The 21,901-nt window shown below is 63.4% G+C and carries 21 protein-coding genes; 10 read left to right on the forward strand and 11 right to left on the reverse strand.

Translation table 11 applies throughout. The features are described 5' to 3' along the window. Position 1: 1 nt before the first annotated feature. On the forward strand, positions 2 to 895 hold the full coding sequence (locus tag QAZ22_RS17840) for a DMT family transporter (RefSeq protein WP_278202067.1): 894 nt from the start codon (positions 2 to 4) through the stop codon (positions 893 to 895). 16 nt (positions 896 to 911) lie between these two features. Here the strand turns inward: QAZ22_RS17840 and QAZ22_RS17845 are convergent, their stop codons facing one another. The 4 genes from QAZ22_RS17845 to QAZ22_RS17860 are packed head-to-tail and all read right to left on the reverse strand — an operon-like array spanning position 912 to position 3,830. Next, positions 912 to 1,952: a zinc-dependent alcohol dehydrogenase family protein gene (locus QAZ22_RS17845; protein WP_278202068.1), complete on the reverse strand. Its 1,041-nt coding sequence runs from the start codon at positions 1,950 to 1,952 to the stop codon at positions 912 to 914. A 55-nt stretch (positions 1,953 to 2,007) separates the two neighbouring features. Next, positions 2,008 to 2,487 carry a DUF4262 domain-containing protein gene (locus QAZ22_RS17850; RefSeq protein ID WP_278202070.1) on the reverse strand — a complete coding sequence of 160 codons (480 nt, stop codon included), beginning with the start codon at positions 2,485 to 2,487 and terminating at the stop codon, positions 2,008 to 2,010. Continuing rightward, on the reverse strand, positions 2,477 to 3,127 hold the full coding sequence (gene maiA / locus QAZ22_RS17855; RefSeq protein ID WP_278202071.1) for a maleylacetoacetate isomerase: 651 nt from the start codon (positions 3,125 to 3,127) through the stop codon (positions 2,477 to 2,479). Before maiA ends, QAZ22_RS17850 begins: the two co-directional genes overlap by 11 nt. Before the next feature lie 4 nt (positions 3,128 to 3,131). Then, positions 3,132 to 3,830, reverse strand: coding sequence for a fumarylacetoacetate hydrolase family protein (locus tag QAZ22_RS17860; RefSeq protein ID WP_278202072.1), 699 nt, complete (start codon positions 3,828 to 3,830; stop codon positions 3,132 to 3,134). Between the two features lie 206 nt (positions 3,831 to 4,036). On the opposite strand from QAZ22_RS17860, the gene QAZ22_RS17865 reads away from it, so the two are divergent. After that, positions 4,037 to 4,720 (forward strand): response regulator transcription factor, encoded by a 684-nt coding sequence (locus QAZ22_RS17865; protein ID WP_278202073.1) that lies wholly within the window; start codon positions 4,037 to 4,039, stop codon positions 4,718 to 4,720. Positions 4,721 to 4,831: 111 nt separating this feature from the next. On the opposite strand, the gene QAZ22_RS17870 is transcribed toward QAZ22_RS17865, so the two are convergent. Then, complete coding sequence (locus QAZ22_RS17870; protein ID WP_278202074.1) at positions 4,832 to 6,172, reverse strand: hybrid sensor histidine kinase/response regulator; 1,341 nt, start codon at positions 6,170 to 6,172, stop codon at positions 4,832 to 4,834. 6 nt (positions 6,173 to 6,178) lie between these two features. Beyond that, the gene (locus tag QAZ22_RS17875; protein WP_278202075.1) at positions 6,179 to 7,243 is read right to left on the reverse strand and encodes an FIST signal transduction protein; all 1,065 of its coding nucleotides are present in this window, start codon (positions 7,241 to 7,243) and stop codon (positions 6,179 to 6,181) included. Between the two features lie 387 nt (positions 7,244 to 7,630). On the opposite strand from QAZ22_RS17875, the gene QAZ22_RS17880 reads away from it, so the two are divergent. The 4 genes from QAZ22_RS17880 (at position 7,631) to QAZ22_RS17895 (ending at position 12,731) form a co-directional block, all read left to right on the forward strand. Beyond that, positions 7,631 to 8,131: a (2Fe-2S)-binding protein gene (locus tag QAZ22_RS17880; RefSeq protein WP_278202076.1), complete on the forward strand. Its 501-nt coding sequence runs from the start codon at positions 7,631 to 7,633 to the stop codon at positions 8,129 to 8,131. A 109-nt stretch (positions 8,132 to 8,240) separates the two neighbouring features. Continuing rightward, complete coding sequence (locus QAZ22_RS17885) at positions 8,241 to 10,589, forward strand: xanthine dehydrogenase family protein molybdopterin-binding subunit (RefSeq protein WP_278202077.1); 2,349 nt, start codon at positions 8,241 to 8,243, stop codon at positions 10,587 to 10,589. Between the two features lie 116 nt (positions 10,590 to 10,705). Beyond that, complete coding sequence (locus QAZ22_RS17890; protein ID WP_278202078.1) at positions 10,706 to 11,503, forward strand: xanthine dehydrogenase family protein subunit M; 798 nt, start codon at positions 10,706 to 10,708, stop codon at positions 11,501 to 11,503. Between the two features lie 205 nt (positions 11,504 to 11,708). Then, positions 11,709 to 12,731 (forward strand): acyltransferase, encoded by a 1,023-nt coding sequence (locus QAZ22_RS17895; protein ID WP_278202079.1) that lies wholly within the window; start codon positions 11,709 to 11,711, stop codon positions 12,729 to 12,731. A 58-nt stretch (positions 12,732 to 12,789) separates the two neighbouring features. On the opposite strand, the gene QAZ22_RS17900 is transcribed toward QAZ22_RS17895, so the two are convergent. Further along, complete coding sequence (locus tag QAZ22_RS17900) at positions 12,790 to 13,278, reverse strand: SRPBCC family protein (RefSeq protein WP_278202080.1); 489 nt, start codon at positions 13,276 to 13,278, stop codon at positions 12,790 to 12,792. A gap of 197 nt (positions 13,279 to 13,475) precedes the next feature. Between QAZ22_RS17900 and QAZ22_RS17905 the strand changes: the two genes are divergently transcribed. Next, positions 13,476 to 14,147, forward strand: coding sequence for a methyltransferase domain-containing protein (locus QAZ22_RS17905; protein WP_278202081.1), 672 nt, complete (start codon positions 13,476 to 13,478; stop codon positions 14,145 to 14,147). A 49-nt stretch (positions 14,148 to 14,196) separates the two neighbouring features. Here QAZ22_RS17905 and QAZ22_RS17910 read toward each other — a convergent pair whose 3' ends face one another. Both QAZ22_RS17910 and QAZ22_RS17915 read right to left on the reverse strand, forming a co-directional pair. Then, complete coding sequence (locus QAZ22_RS17910; protein ID WP_278207874.1) at positions 14,197 to 14,694, reverse strand: GNAT family N-acetyltransferase; 498 nt, start codon at positions 14,692 to 14,694, stop codon at positions 14,197 to 14,199. Between the two features lie 14 nt (positions 14,695 to 14,708). After that, positions 14,709 to 15,470 (reverse strand): copper homeostasis protein CutC, encoded by a 762-nt coding sequence (locus tag QAZ22_RS17915; protein ID WP_278202082.1) that lies wholly within the window; start codon positions 15,468 to 15,470, stop codon positions 14,709 to 14,711. A gap of 285 nt (positions 15,471 to 15,755) precedes the next feature. Here QAZ22_RS17915 and QAZ22_RS17920 point away from each other — a divergent pair, with 285 nt between their 5' ends. Continuing rightward, positions 15,756 to 16,211: an SRPBCC domain-containing protein gene (locus QAZ22_RS17920; RefSeq protein WP_278202083.1), complete on the forward strand. Its 456-nt coding sequence runs from the start codon at positions 15,756 to 15,758 to the stop codon at positions 16,209 to 16,211. Positions 16,212 to 16,317: 106 nt separating this feature from the next. Continuing rightward, positions 16,318 to 16,773 carry a carboxymuconolactone decarboxylase family protein gene (locus QAZ22_RS17925; protein WP_278202084.1) on the forward strand — a complete coding sequence of 152 codons (456 nt, stop codon included), beginning with the start codon at positions 16,318 to 16,320 and terminating at the stop codon, positions 16,771 to 16,773. 63 nt (positions 16,774 to 16,836) lie between these two features. Here QAZ22_RS17925 and QAZ22_RS17930 read toward each other — a convergent pair whose 3' ends face one another. Then, complete coding sequence (locus QAZ22_RS17930) at positions 16,837 to 17,268, reverse strand: cupin domain-containing protein (protein ID WP_278202085.1); 432 nt, start codon at positions 17,266 to 17,268, stop codon at positions 16,837 to 16,839. 294 nt (positions 17,269 to 17,562) lie between these two features. Here QAZ22_RS17930 and QAZ22_RS17935 point away from each other — a divergent pair, with 294 nt between their 5' ends. Next, positions 17,563 to 18,177, forward strand: a complete 615-nt coding sequence (locus QAZ22_RS17935) for a hypothetical protein (protein WP_278202087.1) — start codon at positions 17,563 to 17,565, stop codon at positions 18,175 to 18,177. Between the two features lie 100 nt (positions 18,178 to 18,277). Here the strand turns inward: QAZ22_RS17935 and QAZ22_RS17940 are convergent, their stop codons facing one another. Continuing rightward, the gene (locus QAZ22_RS17940) at positions 18,278 to 20,014 is read right to left on the reverse strand and encodes a hypothetical protein (protein WP_278202088.1); all 1,737 of its coding nucleotides are present in this window, start codon (positions 20,012 to 20,014) and stop codon (positions 18,278 to 18,280) included. Positions 20,015 to 21,901 lie beyond the last annotated feature (1,887 nt).

Raw genomic sequence — 21,901 nt, forward strand, 5'->3', positions numbered from 1 at the left:
GATGGACAAGAGTTTCAACGGCTGGCTCAACGGCTTCATCGGCGTGCTGATCTTCAGCGGCTCGCTGCCGGCGACGCGCGTGGCGGTGGTGGATTTCGACCCGACCTTCCTGACATCGGCCCGCGCCGCGATCGCCGGCCTGCTCGGGATCGCGATGCTGTTCCTGTTCCGCGAGAAGCGACCGGCGCGAGGCGATCTGGTTTCGCTCGTAGTCGTCGCGCTGGGCGTCGTGGTCGGCTTTCCCTTGCTGACCGCGCTGGCGTTGAAGCACGTCACCGCTGCGCATTCCATTATCTTCGTCGGTCTGCTGCCGCTGGCGACCGCGATCTTCGGCGTGCTGCGCGGCGGCGACCGTCCGCGCCCGGCCTTCTGGTTGTTTTCATGCCTGGGCAGCGCGCTCGTCGCGGGTTTTGCCTTGTCGCAAGGCGTGACCGCGTCACCGGTCGGCGACGGCTTGATGCTTGCCGCCATCATCGCCTGCGGGCTGGGCTACGCCGAGGGCGCGGCGCTATCGCGCAAGCTCGGCGGCTGGCAGGTGATCTGCTGGGCGCTAGCGCTGTCGCTGCCGGTCATGCTGGCGCTGAGTCTTGCGACGCTGCCGCCGTCCTTCGCCAGCGTTGGCTCCAGCGCGTGGATCGGTCTCGCTTACGTCTCGCTGTTCAGCATGCTGATCGGCTTCGTGTTCTGGTATCGCGGCCTTGCGCAGGGCGGCATCGCCGCCGTCGGGCAGCTGCAATTGCTGCAGCCCTTCTTCGGCCTGGCGCTGGCGGCAACGCTGCTGCATGAGCGGGTCAGCCCATTGATGGTGGTCGTCACGCTTGGAGTGGTGGTGTGCGTGTTCGGGGCGAAGAAGTTTGCAAAGCCGGGTCCGCCATTGCGCACAGCCGAGCGATGAGGGCGTTGTTTCCGACTCAAAACTTCGTCACCACACCGATGCCGATGCCCTCGAAGCCGCCCATCGCCATCAGAGCAGCCGGCGCCTCCTCGAGGCTGATCCTTTTGCCCACCAGCAATTCGGGTTTCAGCTTGCCGGTGCGGATCATCTCCATCATCGCGGAATAGCGGTAGGCCTGCATGCCGTGGCTGCCGAGGATTTCGAGCTCGAAGGCGATCACCTTGTCCATCGGCACCTGCGGGCGGGAATGCTCGCCCAGCATCAGCCCGACCTGAACGTGGCGGCCGCGCCGGCGCAAATTGGCGATCGAGTTGAAGCATGTCGTCGGGTGGCCGAGCGCGTCCATCGACATATGCGCGCCGCCATTGGTGATCTGCTTGACCGCCTTGATCACGTTCGGCGTCGTCGAGGCGTTGATCGTCGCCACCGCGCCGATTTTTTGGGCGAAGTCCAGCTTCTCGTCGGTGAGGTCGATGGCGATGACGTTGGCGCCCATGGCGCTGGCGATCATGATGGCCGAGAGACCGACGCCGCCGCAGCCATGCACCGCAACCCATTCGCCCGGCGTCACCCGGCCCTGGTCGACGATGGCGCGGAAAGAGGTGACGAAACGGCAGCCGAGGCTGGCCGCGGTGGCGAATTCCATCTCGTCGGGAAGGCGCACCAGATTGGTGTCGGCATGCTCGATGCCGACATATTCGGCGAACGAGCCCCAGCCGGTGAAGCCAGGCTGGGTCTGATGCTCGCAGACCTGATGATTGCCCGAGGTGCATTCGAAGCAGCGGCCGCAGCCGACGGCGAACGGCACGGTGACGCGGTCGCCTGCCTTCCAGCGGCTCACCTGCTTGCCGGCAGCAACGACGACGCCCGCCAGCTCATGTCCCGGAACATGGGGCAGGGTGATGTCGCTGTCATGGCCCATCCAGCCATGCCAGTCGCTGCGGCAAAGGCCTGTCGCCTCGACCTTGATGACGACGCCATCGGCCGCCGGCTTCGGGTCGGGAACGGTCTGGATCGTCGGCGCCTCGCCGAATTTTTCGAAGACGACAGCTTTCATGGGAGTGCTTTCATATGTTTCAGTTCAAAAGACAGTACGGGTGAGCTGTCCGAAGCTAAGTTGGCGATGGTGGTTGGTCGAGAAGTGGCTGCCGCTTGCGAAACCACTCGTCGGCTTCGGCGTCCCAGGGCCATATGCCCGAGGTATTCGGATACACGAGTTGCATGACGCGGAAATCCGCACCGTCGTAGAACCAGATGTCCCAACCGAAATGTTCGGGATATTGGTCCGGATGAACGGAGCCGAACTGACAGTCAAAGCCGCCGCCCAGGAAACCTGACGCTCGCTGTCCGATGCCGAACTTTTCGCCGTTTCGCACCCGCCGGCAATATTCGTTGATGATGCTTTGGGAAAGCTCTGGTTTCAGCCCGATAATGACCAATTCGGGAACCTTGAAATTGTGCTCTATGCCGACCGAATAGGCGAACGGCGGATGCTCGTCTTCTGCCAAGACATACAAGATGTGGCAGCCATACGCCTCAATGTCGGCGAGCGCCTTTGCCTCGTCTGCATCCTTGGCTTCTCTATTCGGCATCGATCTGGTTCTGCGGTGCCGCCTTCTGGAAGGCGGGAAGCGCCATGCAGGCGGCGTGGATGCGCGAGATCTCCGGGTAGGGCGCCATGTCGATGCCGAAGCGGGCGTTGTTGGTGACCTGGGCGGCAAGGCAGATGTCGGCGAGCCCCGGTGTCTCGCCATGGCAGAATGTGCCGGTCTCAGGCGACGAAGCCAGCAGCTTTTCAAGCGGCTGGAAGCCTTCGTTCACCCAGTGCCGGAACCAATTGACGACGTCGTCGTCGCCGGCGCCGAACAAGCTGCGCAGCGAGGTCAGCACACGCAGATTGTTCACCGGATGGATGTCGCAGGCAATCATCTGCGCCAGCATCCTGACGCGGGCGCGCCCCAGCGCATCCTTGGGCAGCAGCGGCGGCTCCGGCACCGTCTCGTCGAGATATTCGATGATCGCCAGCGACTGGGTCAACAGTGTGCCGTCGTCCAGCACCAGCGCCGGCACCAGGCCCTGCGGGTTGACCGCGAGATAAGCGGGCTCGAGATGTTCGCCATGGCGCAGATGGTGCGGCACATAGGTGTAGCTCAGCCCTTTCATCTCCAGCGCGATCCGCACCCTGTAGGAGGTGGAGGAGCGGTAGTAGTTATGAAGGACGAGATCGCTCATCGGATCAGGGTCTCGGCTGGCCGATGGCCACCTCTATGGCGCCTATGCCGTCGACGCCGCCGGTGATCCTGTCGCCCGCCCGAACCTCGCCGACGCCGGCCGGCGTGCCGGTGAAGATCAGGTCGCCTGGCCGAAGCTCGACCGCCTCGCTGCAGATCGAGACGACATCGGCGACCGGCCAGATCAACTCGGCCAGGTCGCCGTCCTGTTTCACGTCACCGTTGACAGCGAGCCAGATGCGGCCCTTTTCGGGATGGCCCGACTTCGCCACCGGAAGCAGGGGACCGCAGGGCGCGGACTGGTCGAAGGCCTTCGACCAGTCCCAGGGGCGGGCCGCCTTCTTCGCCTGGTCCTGCAGGTCGCGGCGGGTCAAGTCGACGCCGACGCCGTAACCCCAGACATGGGCAAGCGCCTCGGCGCGGGCAATACGAAACCCAGCCCTGCCGATCGCCACGACCAGCTCGATCTCGTGGTGGAGATTGGCGGTCAAAGGCGGGTAGGGGATCTCGGCGCCGCTGTCGACCACCGCGTCGGCCGGCTTGGTGAAGAAGAAGGGCGGGTCGCGCTCGTCATTGCCGAGCTCGCGCGCATGCGCCGCGTAGTTGCGGCCGACGCAGAAGATGCGGCGCACGGCAAACCGCTCCGCCGAGCCGGCGACGGCAACCGAAGCAATCGCTGGCGGTGGAAGGACGAATTCTGGCACGGGCTGCCTCTGTGTTGGCATGAATCGTCCGCACCTTCGGCCGATTTCGACGGGCGGGCAAGGCTCTATGACCTCGAACACATTGGCCCTGTCGTTTCAGTGACAATGCCGTGTAGTTGGGCGATATACTATTTGCCAATAAGCTGACCATGGTCACGGGACTATCCTGTGCCCGACAAAACCGAACCAATGCCCGAACTTGTGCAATGACCGCCGTCAACGAGCGCGCCCGCTTCCTGATCATTGACGACCATCCGCTGTTTCGCGAGGCGCTGCATAGCGCCGTGCAGATGGCGTATCCGGATGTCGACACTGTCGAGGCGCGCTCGATCGCCGAAGCGATCGATCTTCTCGCCGACGCAAAGCCATTCGACTTGGCGCTTCTCGACTTGAGCATGCCCGACGTGCACGGCTTCGAAGGACTGCTGCAGCTCAGGACCCGTTATCCGCGCCTGCCGGTGGTGATCGTTTCGGGCTATGAGGAACCCAAGATCATCTCCGAGGCGCTTTCCTACGGCGCCGCGGGTTTCATCCCGAAATCGGCAAGGAAAAGCGATCTCGCCGCCGCCATCCGCTCGGTGATGGACGGCGCGGTCTATGTGCCGGAAAATTACGAAGGTCAGTCGCCGGACGCCGACAGCACCGACCGCGCCGACATGGTACAGCGGCTGGCGACGCTGACGCCGCAGCAACTGAGGGTTTTGCAAATGCTGCGCCAGGGCATGCTCAACAAGCAGATCGCCTATGAGCTGCAGGTGGGCGAGACCACGGTCAAGGCGCACGTCTCGGAAATCCTGCGCAAGCTCAACGTCTACAGCCGCACGCAGGCGGTGATCGAGGTATCGAAGCTGGACAATGCGGAGCTGTTCAGGGATCAGACCGGGTTTTGAGCGTAGTTTCTATAGCGGTTCACCGTTTCACGGAAACGGCGAACCGCTCTATCTCTTTGTTTTGACGCAATTCCGGACGGAAAACCGTTACACACTTTTCCTGGAATTGCTCTAAGCCAGCAGATGCGCCAACAGCGCGCGCAGCTGCGCGGGCTTCAGAGGTTTGCGCATGAGCTCGATGCCGGCGGCGCGGGCGGCCTTGGCGACGAGCTCCGAGCCGTCTGCCGTGACGATCAGCGCCGGCACGGGGCGACCGAGATAGTCGCGCACTTCGGCGATGGTTGCGGTGCCGAGATCGCCACCGTCAAGATGCTGGTCGGCGATGACGATGTCGGGCACCCAGTCGGTATCGCCGATCAGGTCGAGAGCGTCGTCCGTCGAGGTAGCGGCACGTACCAGGCACTGCCAGCGCTCGAGCAGCGAGGTCATGGCGCTCAGCACGTCGGTGTCGTTCTCGACCAGCAGCACCTTGGTGCCGAACAGGCCGTAGCCGCGCGGCCGCTCCATGTCGGCGGCGCCTGCGGCCGGCTCGGCTGCGGCGCTCATGCCGACCGGCACGTCGATGTGGAAGATCGTGCCGCGCCCGACCTTTGAGGAGAAGGTGACGGGGTGGCCGAGTGCGGCCGCCATGCGGCGCACGATCGCCAGGCCGAGGCCCAGCCCGCCCGCAAGTCCTGCCTCGGTCAGGGTCGAGATGCCGCGATGGAACTCCTCGAACACCGCCTCGCGCTGGTCGTCGGGAATGCCGCAGCCGGTGTCGGCGACGTCGATGCGGATGATGTCACCGCGATGCCTGGTGCCGACCAGCACGCCGCCGGAGCGGGTGTAGCGCAGCGCGTTAGAGAGGATGTTTTGCAGGATACGGCGCAGCAACGTACGGTCGGAACGCACGACGACATTGACCGGCCGGAATTTCAGCGACAGGCCCTTGTTCTGCGCCTCAGGCAGGAAATCCGAGCGCAGCGAGGAAAACAGCGCCTCCAGGCTGACGTCGACGATTTCCGGCTGGACCACGCCGGCGTCGAGCTTGGAGATGTCGAGCAGCGTGCGCAGCAGGTCTTCCATCGTCTCCAGCGAGCGCTCGACCTGCCGCACCAGTTTCTTGCCTTCCGCACTGGTCTGCACTTCGGCGAGCGCCGAGACCGACAGGTGCGCGGCGTTGAGCGGTTGCAGCACGTCGTGGCTGGCGGCGGCGAGGAACCTGGTCTTGGAAAGATTCGCCAGCTCGGCATTTTCCTTTGCCGCGCTGAGCTCGATGTTCGACCGCTCGAGCCGGCGCAGCGTCGTATGCAACTCCTCGGTGCGGGTGCGCACCTGGTTCTCCAGCGAGATCGCGGTCTGGAACAAAGAGAAGGCGTTGACCTGCTGGTCCATCGAACGTTCGACGCGGCTGACGAGAGCGGCGTTGATCTTCTTCAGCTTCTCGAGGTCGTCGATATCGCGAAGCGGCATGGCGGTTCACTCGGCCGCCCGACGCTCACCGAAGGCGATGCCGGTGAAGGTCTGGTTGAGATGCATCGAGCGGTATTGCTCGCCATAGGTGCCGAAGCCGATGACGTTGTTGGTCCGGTAGAGCTCGGAAATATCGCGGAAGACCTGGCGGTTGCGCGCGTCGAGCCGGCGCAGCACGCAGTCGAAGCCAAGCACCATGTCGATACCGCCGAGCTTGCGCTCGACATCCAGCAAGGCGGCGCGAGTCGCTTCGACCATGTTCTTGGGCTGGGCGATGGATAGAACGACGCCGTCGTCGATGGCGCAGAAGAAGGACAGCGAGCCGTCGGCATGCATCCGCTGGATCGAGCGGCAGTAATATTCGCCGCCCACCTTCACCACGACGGGGTGCGAGGCAAAGCTTAAGGGTGTCAGCATCTGCGGCACGATGCCGACGGAGGCGGCATATTCCTCCGCAGCGTTGGTGGCGTTGAATTCGCGCACGATGCGGTGGTCGGGATCAGATTGAGTGACCACCAGCTTCTCGTCGGTGGGAATGAAATTGTCGGTCTTGAAGACGTGGAAGGGAATCTCGGTCGCGATCAGCACGACGATGGCGCTGTCGGAAGCGACCTTGCCGTTCGAGATCAGACTGGTGGTCTCGAATTTCAGGTTATCGCCGGCCGAACCGCCGATCAGCGGAATGTCGTCCAACCCCCAGTGGATGGCCGAGGTCACCGCTTCCTCGGCATAGGACAGCCCGTCGATAAAGCAGAGCGCGAAAGTGTCTTTGGCCCGCCCAGGTCCGACACGGTTGCGCAGCGAACGTCTCAGCGCGGCAACCTCGCCGGTAATCCGGTCCATGCTCGACGAAGAGAGGTTGTCGACCATGATGCTTGCCGTCGAAAAGGACGCGGTAGGAAGCAGCAGTGCAAGGACATGGCCTTCCTCGAGGCCTTGAGGGGTGATTTCACCGGCGGTCGAGCAGCCGGCATAGTCAAGCGAGGGTGCATGTGTCTTGAGTGCTTCCGACAGGGCGGCCGCATCGACGAGGCTCTGGGAAAAGAAAAGCAACGCAAAGCCGGCGTCCATGGCCGCGGCCTCCGTCGCGACCATCCGGGCGAAAGCGTTCGCGTCGGGCTCATCCGTGGTGAGCGCCGAAAGGCCGCAAGCATAGCGCGTCCGTGAACTGGCCAGCGACTTCCTCCCTGCATTTCCTCCGACGCTTTTTTGTGTGCGTTCAGCGCGCTTGCGTCGAAAGGCATTGTTGTCTTCAACCGTCATTTTGGCAATGGGCGGGCCTCATGCTGCGTGACCGAAAGTACAATATGCGGAGTTTCGGACGAACTGCATTCTCGCAGCGTGGCGCTTTGGGGGCACTTCTTCCGGTGCATTATACGGTATAGGAATAGCGGATAGCCGGGGCAGCCGGGCAATAACCCGCGCCGGGACTACCAAGGTAATACCTAGGGAGGATTCATGTCGGACATATCGTTGACGGTGAACGGAAAGCGAGTCAGCGGCGTTGCCGAAGACCGAACGCTTCTGGTTCATTTCTTGCGGGAGAATCTGGGTCTCACCGGGACGCATGTCGGTTGCGACACCTCGCAATGCGGGGCCTGCGTCGTGCTTGTCGACGGCAAGGCTGTGAAGTCCTGCACGATGCTCGCGGCGCAGGCCTCGGGTTCGAGCGTCGTGACGATCGAGGGACTGGCAAACGGCGCCGACCTGCACCCGGTGCAGGCAGCCTTCAAGGAGCACCACGGTCTGCAATGCGGCTTCTGCACGCCGGGCATGATCATGGCGGCGACAGACATAATCGCCCGCCACCCGCAAGGCCTCGACGAGGCCACGGTGCGCGCCGAGCTCGACGGCAATATCTGCCGCTGCACCGGCTACCACAACATCGTCAAGGCGATCCTCGCCGCATCGCAAGCGATGGCGAAGGGATCGAAGGGCAAGGCCAGGCAGGCAGCTTGATAGGGGAGTAAGGGAATAGGGGAGTAAGGGAGTAAGCAACTTGGCGCTTATTTCCCTACTCCCTTACTCCCCTACTGCCCTATTCCCCTAAATTCCGGAGGAATTTCTAATGGGTATCGAAGGTGTCGGCGCCCGCGTGGCGCGCAAGGAAGACAAGAGGTTCATCACCGGTGGCGGCCGCTATGTCGACGACATGGTGGTTCCCGGCATGAAGCATGCCGTGTTCGTGCGAAGCCCGCACGCGCATGCCGAGATCAAGAAGATCAACGTGAAGAACGCGCAAGCGATGCCGGGCATCGTCGGCGTTCTGACCGGCAAGGAGCTCAAGGCCGACGGGATCGGCAATCTCATCTGTGGCTGGATGATCCACTCCAAGGACGGCACGCCGATGAAGATGGGCGCCTGGTCGCCGCTCGCGGTCGACAAGGTGCGCTATGTCGGCGACGCCGTCGTGATCGTCATCGCTGACACCAAGGGCCAGGCGCGCGACGCCGCGGAAGCGGTCGAAATCACTTACAAGGAACTGAAGGCAGTGGTCGAGGCGACCAAGGCGCTCGAAAAGGGCGCGCCGCAGGTCCATGCCGAGGCCGAGAACAATCTCATCTTCGACTGGGAACTCGGCGACGGCAAGGCAACCGACGCCGCAATCAAGTCGGCCGCCCATGTCACGCGCATGAAGATCGTCAATAACCGGCTGGTGCCGAACGCGATGGAACCACGCGCGGCTCTGGGCCACTACGACAAGGCCAAGGACCACTATACCTGCTGGACGACCTCACAGAACCCGCATGTCGCGCGGCTGGTGCTGAGCGCCTTCTATAATGTCGCACCGGAAAACAAGCTTCGAGTAATCGCGCCGGACGTCGGCGGCGGCTTCGGCTCCAAGATCTATATCTATCCGGAGGAGATCGTCTGTCTCTGGGCGTCGAAGAAGACCGGGGTTCCAGTCAAATGGGTCGCCGACCGCACCGAAAGCTTCCTCTCCGACGCGCATGGCCGCGACCATGTCTCGACGGTGGAGATGGCCTTCGACAAGGACAACCGGATCACCGGCCTCAAGGTCGACACAATAGCCAATCTCGGCGCCTACATGTCGCTGTTCTCGTCCTGCGTGCCGACCTACCTCTATGCCACGCTGCTGTCGGGCCAGTACGACATTCCGGCGATCCACGCCAATGTGCGCGCCGTCTACACCAACACGGCACCCGTCGACGCCTATCGCGGGGCAGGGCGGCCGGAGGCCACCTATGTCCTCGAGCGCATGATGGAGACCGCCGCGCGCGAGCTTGGCGTGTCGCCGGCGGAACTGAGGCGCAAGAACTTCATCACATCGTTCCCGCACCAGACGCCGGTGATCATGAACTATGACGCCGGCGACTATGGCGCCTCTCTCGACGCGGCGATGAAGGCTGCCGACTATGCCGGCTTCGCCAAGCGCAAGGCGGAAGCCGCCAAGCAGGGCAAGCTGCGCGGCATCGGCATGAGCTGCTACATCGAGGCTTGCGGCCTTGCGCCGTCGGCGGCGGTCGGTTCGCTCGGCGCCGGCGTCGGTCTGTGGGAATCGGCGGAAGTGCGCGTCAATGCGGTCGGCACGATCGAGGTGCTGACCGGCTCGCACAGCCATGGCCAGGGCCACGAGACGACCTTCGCGCAGCTGGTCAACCAGCGCTTCGGCGTGCCGATCGATTCAGTCTCGATCGTCCATGGCGACACCGACAAGGTGCAGATGGGCATGGGTACTTACGGGTCGCGCTCGGGCGCCGTCGGCATGTCGGCCGTCGCCAAGGCGCTCGACAAGGTCGAGGCCAAGGCCAAGAAGATCGCGGCGCATCTGCTCGAGGCGGATGAAGGCGACATCGTCATCGAGAATGGCGAGGTCAAGGTCGCCGGCACCGACAAGAGCCTACCCTGGTTCCAGGTCGCGCTTGCCTCCTACACCGCCCACAACCTGCCTGCCGGCATGGAGCCGGGCCTGAAGGAAACGGCCTTCTACGATCCGTCCAACTTCACCTTCCCGGCCGGCTGCTACATTTGCGAGGTCGAGATCGATCCGGAAACCGGCCTGACGGAAATCGTCCAGTTCGTCGCTGCCGACGACTTCGGCAACATCATCAATCCGATGATCGTCGAAGGGCAGGTGCATGGCGGTATCGCGCAAGGCGTCGGCCAGGCGCTGCTCGAAGGAGCGCATTATGACGCCAGCGGCCAGCTTTTGACGGCCAGCTACATGGACTACACGATGCCGCGCGCCGACGACCTGCCGTCGTTCAAGGTCTCGACCTCGAACACGCCATGTCCCGGCAATCCGCTCGGCGTCAAAGGCTGCGGCGAGGCCGGCGCCATCGGCTCGCCGCCGGCGGTGATCAACGCCATCACAGACGCGCTCGGCGTCGTCGATATCGCCATGCCGGCGTCGCCGTCGACCGTGTGGTCGGCGATCCGCGCGAAGAAACACTGAAAGAGCGAATAGCGAATAGGGAGTAGCGAATAGAGGAAAAGCGCGATGCGAAGGGATGGGTCCTATTCGCTATTCGCTACTCCCTATTCGCTTTTTTCCCGAAGGGAGGAAGACAAATGTACTCGGTCAACTACCATCGCGCCGCCTCGGTCTCCGACGCCGCCAAGCTGTTGAAGAGCGGCGATGCCAAGCTGCTCTCCGGCGGCATGACGCTGATCCCCGCCATGAAGACGCGGCTTGCAGCGCCCTCCGACCTTGTCGACGTGTCGAGGCTGAAGGAGCTGCAGGGCGTCAAGGTGTCCGGCAAGACGGTCACCATCGGTGCTGCGACGACGCATTATGAGGTCTCTGCCGACGAGAAGCTGAAGAAGGCCTGCCCGGCGCTCGCGCATATGGCCTCGCTGATCGGCGATCCGGCGGTACGCTACAAGGGCACGATCGGCGGCTCGATCGCCAACAACGATCCGGCGGCCGACTATCCGGCGGCGCTGCTGGCGTTGGGAGCGACCATCGTCACCAACAAGCGCGAGATCGCCGCCGACAAATTCTTCAAGGGGCTGTTCGAAACGGCGCTGAAGGACGGCGAGATCATCACGGCGGTGACCTTCACCGCGCCCGCCAAGGCCGCCTACCAGAAATTCCGCAACCCGGCATCGCGCTACGCCATCGTCGGGGTGTTCGTGACCAAGGGCAAGGATGGCGTGCGGGCAGCAGTGACCGGCGCCGGCGACGACGGCGTCTTCCGCCCCAAGGAAATCGAGGCGGCGCTGGCGAAGAATTTCGACGCCTCGGCGCTCGATGGCGTCAAAATCTCCGCCAAGGGTTTGATGAGCGACATCCATGCTTCCGCCGACTACCGCGCCAATCTGATCGCAGTGATGGCCAAGCGCGCGGTGGCCGCGGCCAACGCCTGAACACTCCCGTCCTGAACGAAAGGAGGGGCCGCCGTAGCGGCCCTTTTTCCTGTGTATTCGCAACTGGTTGGCCGGAATTACCTGAGAATTCACGTCTTCGCACTTGCACAAGATTATCCCGCATTGCAAAATAAATGCGGCGGGAGACGGAGCGGTTCCGGGCGCGGCTGTCCGTGCCGGGGCTTCGAGTTGCGAAGGGACGGGTATGACCGACATCTCCGCGACGGCCGGTGTCCTGCCACGGGCCGCAGCCGACAGAGCGGCACGGACAAGGCTGGCCTATCTCGACGGCTGGCGCGGCCTGTCGATCGCACTGGTGCTGATCGGCCATTTCTTTCCCATCCCCGGCATCAATCTCGGTGTCTTGGGCGTCGAGTTCTTCTTCGTGCTCAGCGGCCGGCTGATGGGCGAGATCCTGTTCATCGAGCGCTTTCCGCTGAAGAAATTCTTCAAGCGCCGGTTCTCGCGCATCTATCCGGCACTGCTGGTGTTCGTGATTGCCGCCATGATCGGCCTTTCGGGCACCTTCATCGCCTTCAAATGGAAGGCGGCGCTGACGGCGCTGACCTTCACGTACAACTATGCCGGCATTCTCGTTAACCGCGCCGGCGCGCTCGACCATATCTGGTCGCTCGCCATCGAGGAGCATTCTTATGTCATCCTGGCGCTGATCAGCGTGGTGGTGTCAGGGCGCGCCACTGTCGTACGGCTGCTTGTGGCATTGTCGCTGCTGGCAATGGCCAACGGCGCCATCTCCTACTGGCTTCTCGGCATGGACTACGAGACCAGCTACTGGCGCACCGACGTGCATATCGCCTCGATCCTGCTTTCGGCGGCGATCTGCCTGCTCAAGGCCGATGGGCGGCTGCCGGCATTCCTCAGGAACCAGCATGTGGCGTTGGCGGCGGCCGCGGGCGCGGTCCTGCTGTTCCTCGATCCGGTGCCGACGCCCGTGCATTATCTACTGGGCGTGCCGCTGCTCGCGCTTGCCGTCAACACGCTCGACTTCGCCGGTGGCTATCTGACCGGATTGCTGTCATCGCGGCCGATGGTGATGCTGGGGCTGTGGTCCTACTCGCTCTATCTCTGGCAGCAGCCCTTCTACAAATTCGTCTATGATCGGGACGTCACACCGATCCCGATGCTGGCCGCGGTCTTCGCCTGCGCGCTGGCAAGCTACTACATCGTCGAAAAACCCGCCCGCGGCTGGCTCAACCGCAACTGGTGAGCAGAGCCCGTCCATCCGATAAATCGGGATCGTTCCCTTTTCGGGATCATGCTCCAGGTCAAGCCGCCTTGCCGTTCTTGCGCGCGGCGAGATAGCGCCGAAGCCCGGCTTCGCCGCGCGGCGTGGTCCAGCGGTGGTTCCAGGCAAAGGCCGGCCTGAGCAGGGGCGCGAGGAGTTTGAGGATCGGCCTTTCCACGATAACCTGCCAAGTGAGCTTCACATGCGTGCCGGTTCCGGACGGCGACAGTTCGGCCCGCCACAGGCCATCGAAATCGCCGAAGGTCTTCACCACTACCAGCCTGCCCGGCTCGAGCTCGGCGGCCTCGATGATGAAGTTCAGCTCGTAGGGCAGGGCGCCTCGCGCCCTGGCTCTCGCCCGCGATCCGACGACGCCCTTGCCTCTTTTGTCCAGCGGCTCGACTTCCTTGTAGGCATCGCCCCACCAGAGCGGTAGCAATTCGGCGTCGGACAAAACGTCCCACACTTCCTGCGGCGTCCCTTCCGGGATGTCCCAGCTCTCGTCGAAACGGAAGACGTTGCTCGGCATGACGGTCGCCCCCCTTGTGGCGAAAAACCGCTTACATTAGCGGCGACTGTTTTATCGTGCTAGCGCCTCTCGCTGCCAGGGAGCGTTTTCCGTTCTTTTGAAATCGAAAAACTCACTCCGACTATTTTGTTTCGATTAGATCTGGCTGCAAAATGCCCTAGTTGATTTACTCGCCCCAATGCACTTCAAGAACCCGCATGAGCAAGCCTGATCCCGACGAAGTCTCCCGTCAATTGGCTGCCCGATCGCTCGCCAACGACGATCCGACCGGTTGGTTTGAGGAGCTCTATCGCGCCGCGGAAGCCGGCGAGGCACAGGTGCCATGGGAGCGGACGGCCCCCAACGCATTGCTTGCCGAATGGGTGGCCAGCAGCGATGGCCATGGCAAGTGCGCCGTCGTCGTCGGTTTTGGCACCGGCCAGGATTCAGAGTTCATCGCCTCTGTCGGCTATGACACCACTGCCTTCGAGGTTGCCGCCACCGCTGTCTCGGCTGTGCGGCGGCGTTTTCCCAATTCGAGCGTCGACTATGCCAAGGCCGATCTCCTCGCCCTGCCGGCTCAGTGGGTCGGCCGCTTCGATCTCGTCGTCGAGTGCCTCACCGTGCAGTCTCTGCCGCGCCCACTAAGCGCCCAGGCGATCGCTGCCGTTGTGAGCCTCCTCGCTCCGGGCGGCAGGCTGATCGCTATCGCCACCTCGATGTCCCCCGACTGCGACATGAACGCAGGTCCGCCTTGGCCGCTGACCGAAGCCGAGATCGGCATATTCAGCAGGCCCGGAATCACCGTCGTGAGGCAAGAGCATTTCCCCTTCGCGGACGATCCCGGCTTTGGACGGTGGCGCATCGAGTTCGCGCGTGAAAGTCTGTAGAGCGGTTCAGCTTTTCGCGGAATCGCTACTGCAGTTTCCTGAAATTGCCCTAGCTGGTGACGGGTTTGGCGTAGTAGCGCACCGACTTCTTGCCACCATGGATCACGGCATCGCCCACCTCGGCGAAGCCGAGCGCGGCGTGGAAGGCATCCGAGGCAGGGTTCGGCGGATCGGCATTGACCTCGCAGGTGACGATCGTGTGGCCGGCGCGCCGGACATGCTCGAACAGATCCTCGTAGAGGCGGCGCGCATGGCCGCGGCCGCGCGCTTCGGCGGCGACCACCACCCGGTCGACATAGACGAAGCGCGGATAGCGCTCGCGGAACCACACAAAATTCGGGCTGTCGTAGCGGGCGTCCTGATCGAAGCACATGATGAAAGCTTCGAGCGCGCCGATGCGGCGCGTGTAGAATGCCTGTCCGATCAGGAACGACAACCGGTCCGGCTCCAGCCAGGACAATTCGGCGGCATGCTCGTTGTTGAGAACGAGAATGGCCGCCTCGTCGGCGGGTGAGACGCGTTCGATCGGCGGCCTATCCTTCGACATAGTCAGTTCCGGCATCAGGCCCTCGCGGCCGCGATCGTCGCCGCCACCAGGGCCTCGTCGGTCACCGTATTGCGGTATTCGCGATCGAGATCGTTGCCGCCCATGCCGACATGCGGATTGCGGTAGCGCATGGCGCTCGGCACGTCGGCGAGAGCGGCGAAATGCATTTCTCGCAACCCGGTTCGTTTGCCGACTTCACCTATGTTGTCGGGCGCCAGCGCGCCGCAACCGAGGATGATGATGCGTTCGCCGGCCTGGCGAACGAGCCGCGCCAGCAGGGTGACGCCTTCCAGCGCCGTATCGCGCTGGCCGCTGGTCAGCACACGGCCGACCTTGCAGCGGATCAGCGCCTCGAGTGCCTCGGCCGGATCACGCGTCATGTCGAAGGCGCGATGGCAGGTGACGTTGAGCGGGCCGGCGGCGCGCACCAGTTCGCTCATGCGCGCCTCGTCGATGGCGCCGTCGGCGGTCAGGCAGCCAACGACGACGCCCGCCACGCCAAGGTCGCGCAGGGCTTCAACATCGGCGAGCATCGACCGGTATTCGGCCTCGCTATAGAGAAAATCGCCGCCGCGCGGACGCACGATGACATGGAATGGGATGGTCGCGCGTTCGAGCGCGGCGCGCACCGTGCCGAGGCTCGGTGTTATGCCGCCTTCCACGAGGCTGGCGCAGAGTTCGACCCTGTCGGCGCCGGCGGCCTGCGCGGCAAGCAGCCCGTCAATGCCTTCGACGCAGATTTCGATCAGGGGTTTTGGGGCGTCGGTCACCGGCATCCATCCATGTTGAAGAGAGAGCGCAGCCCTAGCATTGGGGTGATTGCGGCGAAAGGCGCATCGATCGGTCCAGCACTGGAGCATTTGTCACGTCCAGGCGTCCAAAGACCGTTGACATCAATAACTCTATGGTTATAAATAAATCCATAGCTGACAGGTTATTGATCGGGTGGGCGAATCCGCGAAGGAGAGCTTTGAGCCCGGCCAGAGATCCCTGCAACAGCCTGGCAGCGGCATGTCTTGGCTCTTGAGACATTGTTGGAGAAACCGGACAAGGAGGATGCAGTGAATGACATCGGAGAAAGAACGTTGGCAACCGAGACCAAATCGATCCTTGTCGAGCGGCTCCTTCCGCACGCGGTCGACAAGGTGTGGCGCGCGCTGACCTCTCCGCACCTGGTCGCCGAGTGGCTGATGGAGAACGATTTTGAACCCAATGAAGGCCACCATTTCACTTTCAGCGCGAAGCCGGTGCCCGGCTGGTCAGGCGTGGTCAACTGCGTGGTGCTGAAGGTCTCGCCACCGCGTCTGCTCGTCTACAGCTGGGGCGACGGAAGTGAGTCCGACAGCGGCTTGAAGACTATTGTGACCTGGTCACTGACGCCCGAGGGGCCGTCCACGCGGGTGCGGATGGAGCAATCCGGTTTCAGGCCGCAAGACGAGCCCGGCTACAAAGGCATGGGAAGCGGTTGGCCACGCATCCTGGAGCGGCTCGAGCAAGTCGCGGCTGGGCAGGGCTGACATTTCCGGCGTTGCGCCTGCCGAAGGCGCGCAACAGCAAACCAGACCTGAACCCTGATGTAGCGCATTCCAGGGCTTGTAAAGACACGTCCAAAGGAGATGGACTATGGAAGCCAGATTGAAGAACCCGGTGATGCTCATCCCCGGCGCCCTGCAGGCGCTGCTGGCGCTGGACAAGTCGACCGAGGCCGCCGAGCTGCCTTATGTGACGCGAAAGCTCATCCATCTGCGTGCCAGCCAGATCAACGCTTGCAGCGTCTGCGTCGACATGCACGCGCGCGAGCTCAAGAAGGCCGGCGAGAAGGACGAGCGGATCTTTGCCGTATCCGCTTGGCGGGAAACGCCCTACTTCACCGGCGCGGAGCGCGCCGCCCTGGCGCTGACGGAGGCCGCGACGCGATTGGCCGACCGCTCGGACGCCGTGCCCGACGACGTCTGGGACGAGGCAGCTCGCCACTATGACGACAAGGCGCTTGCCGCGCTGGTGATCCAGATCGCGCTGATCAACGCCTTCAACCGCCTGAACGCGCCGACCCGGCAGCCGGTGGGCGCCTGGGGCTGACATGGATGATCGGCGTCCGCCTTGGGGCGGCGCCCGACCGCGGACAGCCGAGCCGTTGCCTGGCTACTGCTTCAAGATCGTATTCTTGGCGCCTTGTTCGACCTGGTCGATCACCAGGAGCTTCACCGGATCGGTGCCAATATTGGTGGCCTGGTGCCATTGCCCGATCATCTCGACGATGAAATCGCCGGTCTTGTAGGTGTTGCTGCTGCCGGTCTCGACATTGGTGACCTTGAGCGTGCCTGCCTCGACATAGGCGTAACGCGGGAAGGGGTGCTTGTGGACCGGGAGCGTCGCGCCGGGCGCGATCTGATAGGCTGAAACCTGAACATCGACATTCTTCTGCGGCAGCGTGATCGGCTGGCCGGAAGCGGTCGTCGTCTTGGACGCCAGCGGCGTCACCACGACAGGTGTGCCGGAACTGTCCAGCGCGTTGGCGGTGCCCGAAGAAAGCGCTGCTGCCAGGAGCAGCGCCGATGCCAGGATATTGCGCACGATTTCCTCCCAAAATGGTCGGCAGAATCGCGCAGGCCTCATCCGCGCGCAAGTGGGAGGCGGCATGATCAGATCGTGCCCAAGCCCTGCTGGCGATCCTTGAGCGGTGCCGGCCATCGCCACGCGCCAGGTTCTTGATACACCGGATTCATCCCCTAATTATTCCGTGGGCGCCGTAGTCGCGGATTGCTTGGGGGCAGCGACGGTTTGCGACGTTCTGACCGCTTGTCGCGGAAGGACGGCCGGGCCGACGCAACTTTGGAGGCTCCCGTGCGTCGATTCCCTCGATCCAGCTTGGCATATTTCGCATTCGCTTGCTCGATCGCGATGGCTTGCGCGGGGCCAGCAGCCGGCGGCCCGCGCGGCGGAGGGCATGACGCTGGCGACCATCAAGGCGATGGCGGCAATCATGACGAAGGCGGCAACGGCGGCCCGCACAAAGGACCTGCCGGCGATCCCGTCGGCGACATTAGCGACCCGTTGTCGAACGATCCGCCGCCGAACGATGATGGGATCAGCACCACTACAACGGCGGCAGCACCGTCAACTCCAGCCGCCACTGCCGACCCGCCCGCAGGCGGCGGACATTCGCTCGACCTTCCGCTCGCCTTGCAGCCTGCCGAAGGCGGCATTGTTCCACCAGCGGTTCATCCAATCGAAGTGCTGCCGGGCGTCCCGGATAGCGTCGTTCGCGCCTGCCATGACGCGGTCGTGCAGGCCGCCGCCTCATTTGGCGCGATCAGTGTGGGCGTCAGCAGCGCAGGTTCCATACATCGGTTAAGCCGGACTAAGATGTCGGCCCCGATTCAGGTCAGCATCGATTATGTGCGTGACGGCAACGTCGAGACGCGTCAGGCGGCGATCGGATGCGAATTGAACGCTAAAGGCAACGTGATCGGCCTGACATAGCGTACGGCCACGTCGTGGTCTTCCCTGCCTTCGCCGTGTTGCGAGAGGGGCGCGGCAAAGACCAGAGCCTTTACCGTGGGCCCGTGAAGTCGTCTGGAACTCAGTCCAACGTCGGGCGGCTCGGCCGGAGGGAAAACGGAAGCGTGAAGGTACGCACGCGGATTACCCGCGACGAATTGCGAACCTTGTTGCGCGCAGTCTTCTGGCTGACAGCCTTCACCTTGCCTGCGCCGGCCGATGCGCGGCCAGAGCGCGGCTTCAGCGGCGGATCAATCTGTGCTTCGCGGCTTTCGGCCCTGAGCTTGTCATTATCCGCGCGCACTGCGGCCAGCTCGCGGGCGAGAGAAACAGTCGCTTCACGTTGGTTGTCCAGAGCCTCCTTGAGCCTGATGGCTGCCTGCCCCAAAAGGTCTCGGGCTGCGTCGCGCTCGAGGCGGGCTTTGTCGAGGTCCTCCTGGGCCGAAACTGCCGAAGCGCGTTCTCGCTCCAGAGCCTGCGCCGTCTCGGTTGCAGTCTGCTCGGCATGCTCTCTCGCCGAGACGGCCCTGGCTCGTTCTTGTAAAGCTGCATCGCGCTCCAGGCGGGCTTTGTCGAGGTCCTTCTGGGTCGAGGCTGCTGAAGCGCGTTCTCGTGCCAGGACCCGCGCCGCCTCGGCCGCGGTCTGCTCGGCACGCTCTGTTGCTGAGACAGCCCTGGCTCGTTCTTGTAAAGCTGCATCGCGCTCCAGGCGGGCTTTGTCGAGGTCCTTCTGGGTCGAGGCTGCTGAAGCGCGTTCTCGTGCCAGGACCCGCGCCGCCTCGGCCGCGGTCTGCTCGGCACGCTCTGTTGCCGAGACAGCCTTGGCTCGCTCCTGGTCAGCCGCGTCGCGCTCCAGGCGGGCTTTGTCGAGGTCCTTCTGGGTCGAGGCTGCCGAAGCGCGTTCTCGTGCCAGGACCCGCGCCGCCTCGCTCGCGGTCTGCTCGGCACGCTCTGTTGCCGAGACAGCCTTGGCTCGCTCCTGGTCAGCCGCGTCGCGCTCGACGCGAGCTTTGTTGAGATCCTCGCGGATCGAAGCTGTTGCAGCCTGTTCCCGTGCCAGGGCCTGCGCCGTCTCGGCCGCAGTCTGCTCAACCCGTCCTCTCGCCGTGGCTGCACCGGTCCGTTCCCGCTCGGCCGTGTCCGCGATCGCGGCCTTGGACTGCTCCATTGCGGCTATGTCGCCACGAAGGTCCTTCGACTTCCGGCGCTCCTCGTCGAGCATTCCGCTCACTTGCGCCAGCGAAGCCTCGGCCTTGGCGCGATCCTGGGCGGCCTTGGCCTCAAGCTGTTCAATTTGCGCCCGCGCTTGCGATAGGTCTCGCGCCATCCGTTCGGTTTGCTGACGCTCCAGGCGAGCAGCGGGCATCTGTATAAAGACGTAGTTGAGGGTCTGGCCCGCCAGCGCGCGGGCGTCTTGCGCAATTCGCCGCAATGCGTCGAACGTGCGGGCTGCCGCGAGTTCGTTGCGCAAACGCTCCTCGCTGGCTTTGCCGGCGGCTGCCATGCTCGTCTTCAGTGCGTCGATCTGTTTGCGAGACTCGGAGAGCGCGCTCTGCAGCGAGGCGCTCCTGGCACGCTCTTCTTCCGCAGCTTGGTGCTCCTGGCCGGCCAATTCCCTCGCAGCGGATGCCTGAGCAAGAGCCGCCTCGACTTGCGCCTTGGCGGCCGTAGCATCCGGTCCAGGCAATTCGACATTCGTGCGCCCATCTTCCTGGGCTGGTTCATGCACACCTGACGCAGCATTTGCCGGAAGCTCGACGGGGCGCGAAGGATCGGGATGGTCCAGGACCTGCGAAATGATGGGGACGTTCTCGACCAAGTTTTGTCTCGTCATCGCGTAACCGAGCGGCACGGCCAGACAGATTGCGGCAACGCCCAGGCGTAACGCGACACTCGTCGGCCTGTGAACGCGGGGAGGCGAGGCCATAGCGAAGCTGGTCGCCGAAGCGAAAGCATTGGGCTGCACCCCAGGCGGGCTCTCGCCTGCCTCGGACGTCGTGTCGAAATCGAAATACTCGTTTCGCAACCCGGACTGCCGATCGTCGAGATCATCCTGAGGTCTGCCATCAGGGGCCGGGGGCACGGCAGCCTGGGAGGAAGCAGGCTTGGCTGCAAGGTCGGGTGGGCGGTCCCAAGCCCAAGAAGCCTCATCGAGGGGAGTAATCCTGCTTTCGCTCAGGTACGCATTTGGTATCGCGTGCCGTCGCATAGCGATGAGGATGCGCCGGAGTACGAGACAGACGCCTATCAAGACAAATATCGTCATCCCGCCCAGGAGGGCGAGATCCGTGTTATCTGCGTAAATTCCGGCAAGATGGTTTGACATCGCAGTGCCTGTGCGGTCTTCGGTGTAATTTAATCTCGTGAGGCTTTGTGTGCGTCCTCGCCTTGGTGCTGGCTAAAGCTTCTGCCTGCCCTCGAAGCTGTCGCTGCTTCGGCCCCCCAGTCTGCGCGAATTTGTCATTGCATCGCGCAGCATAGGAGATGCCCGCGCCGATGATTTTTGCCTGAAACGAAACCAGAAAACGCCGTGACCGCCGATTGTCGGCGGCCGAGGACGTGCAGAACTCCGAAAAGCCGGCCCGCACCTCGCCATCCTCAATGTCCCGAGAGGTCTCCCACGGTGCGTGCCATTCCGCCATTTCGGAGTCTGGACGGTCCATCGTGAGGGTAAGCTAGGTCACGGACCCCGGCGGTCAACCATCTCGGCAGCACTTCGGCCATGCGAAACGGCCATGGTGCCTGCTCTTCGCGGCGGGACTGAGTCCTATCTCTTCAGTTCCTCGTCGGCGCCATGTGCTGAAAGAAAGACTCGCCGGGCGAGGACCCCAATAACTCAAGCCCGGCGAGAGGTTACTTCCTGATCCCCCGATCAGGACCGATGGGAGGAGCACCGGCAATCTCTTCGGTGCAAGACAGGTGCCAGCATTTTGGTCCAAAAACGAAACACCCGGAAGGGTGGCCGGCGCCTCTCGTTGGGGAGATTGCCTGAAGTGTGCGCCGGCCTGGCGGCCTATTAGGTCCGCCGCATATGCAAATCGGCTAACTTACCTCGAAAGGGTATGGTGCGATCGCGGAAGGCACGCCTCCTAACGTGACCCGGTTGCGAACCACGAGACAAATGCGGCTTCGGCGCCGTTGGACAGCGGCGGCCAACACGCGCTCAGCGCGAGATTGCGCGGCGCGCGGAGGCCGGCCCGGGGCCGCGCATGTAGTAAAGTTCTGGCCGGTAGCTTGGTGCAACGAATTCGCGAAAGGCCGATACCAACCGAGCGATCAAGGTCCACATCGAACGCCCCTATGACCTTGTGACGGCCGGCGGACATGGCGGCAAAATCCGCGACGCCGATACAGTCACGAGCGAAGGACCGCTCGAACAAAAGACTGAATGGGATTGGATCGCTGTCACAAGTCTCCATGCGGTCTCGGACGAAAAGAAGGCTAACCCGAGGGCCGTGGCCAAAAATGCTGCGGGAAGGCCAAACAGAACCTTACGCTTCGTCATTGTCCCAACCTCGCACACGCCGGTGTTGATATGGAACAGTGCCTAAATTCCCGGCGTGCCTGAAATTACGACCGCAAGAACCGTGCCACGCTTGCAGTCGAACGAAGGAACGATTCCGGCGACGTCACGGACCAATGTCCCACCGTGATGTCAGCGGGCAGGGACGTCGGTCGCAGGGTCGAATGCCACGTATGGCCCTTA

It is taken from the genome of Mesorhizobium sp. WSM4906 (assembly GCF_029674625.1).
GTDB lineage: Bacteria > Pseudomonadota > Alphaproteobacteria > Rhizobiales > Rhizobiaceae > Mesorhizobium.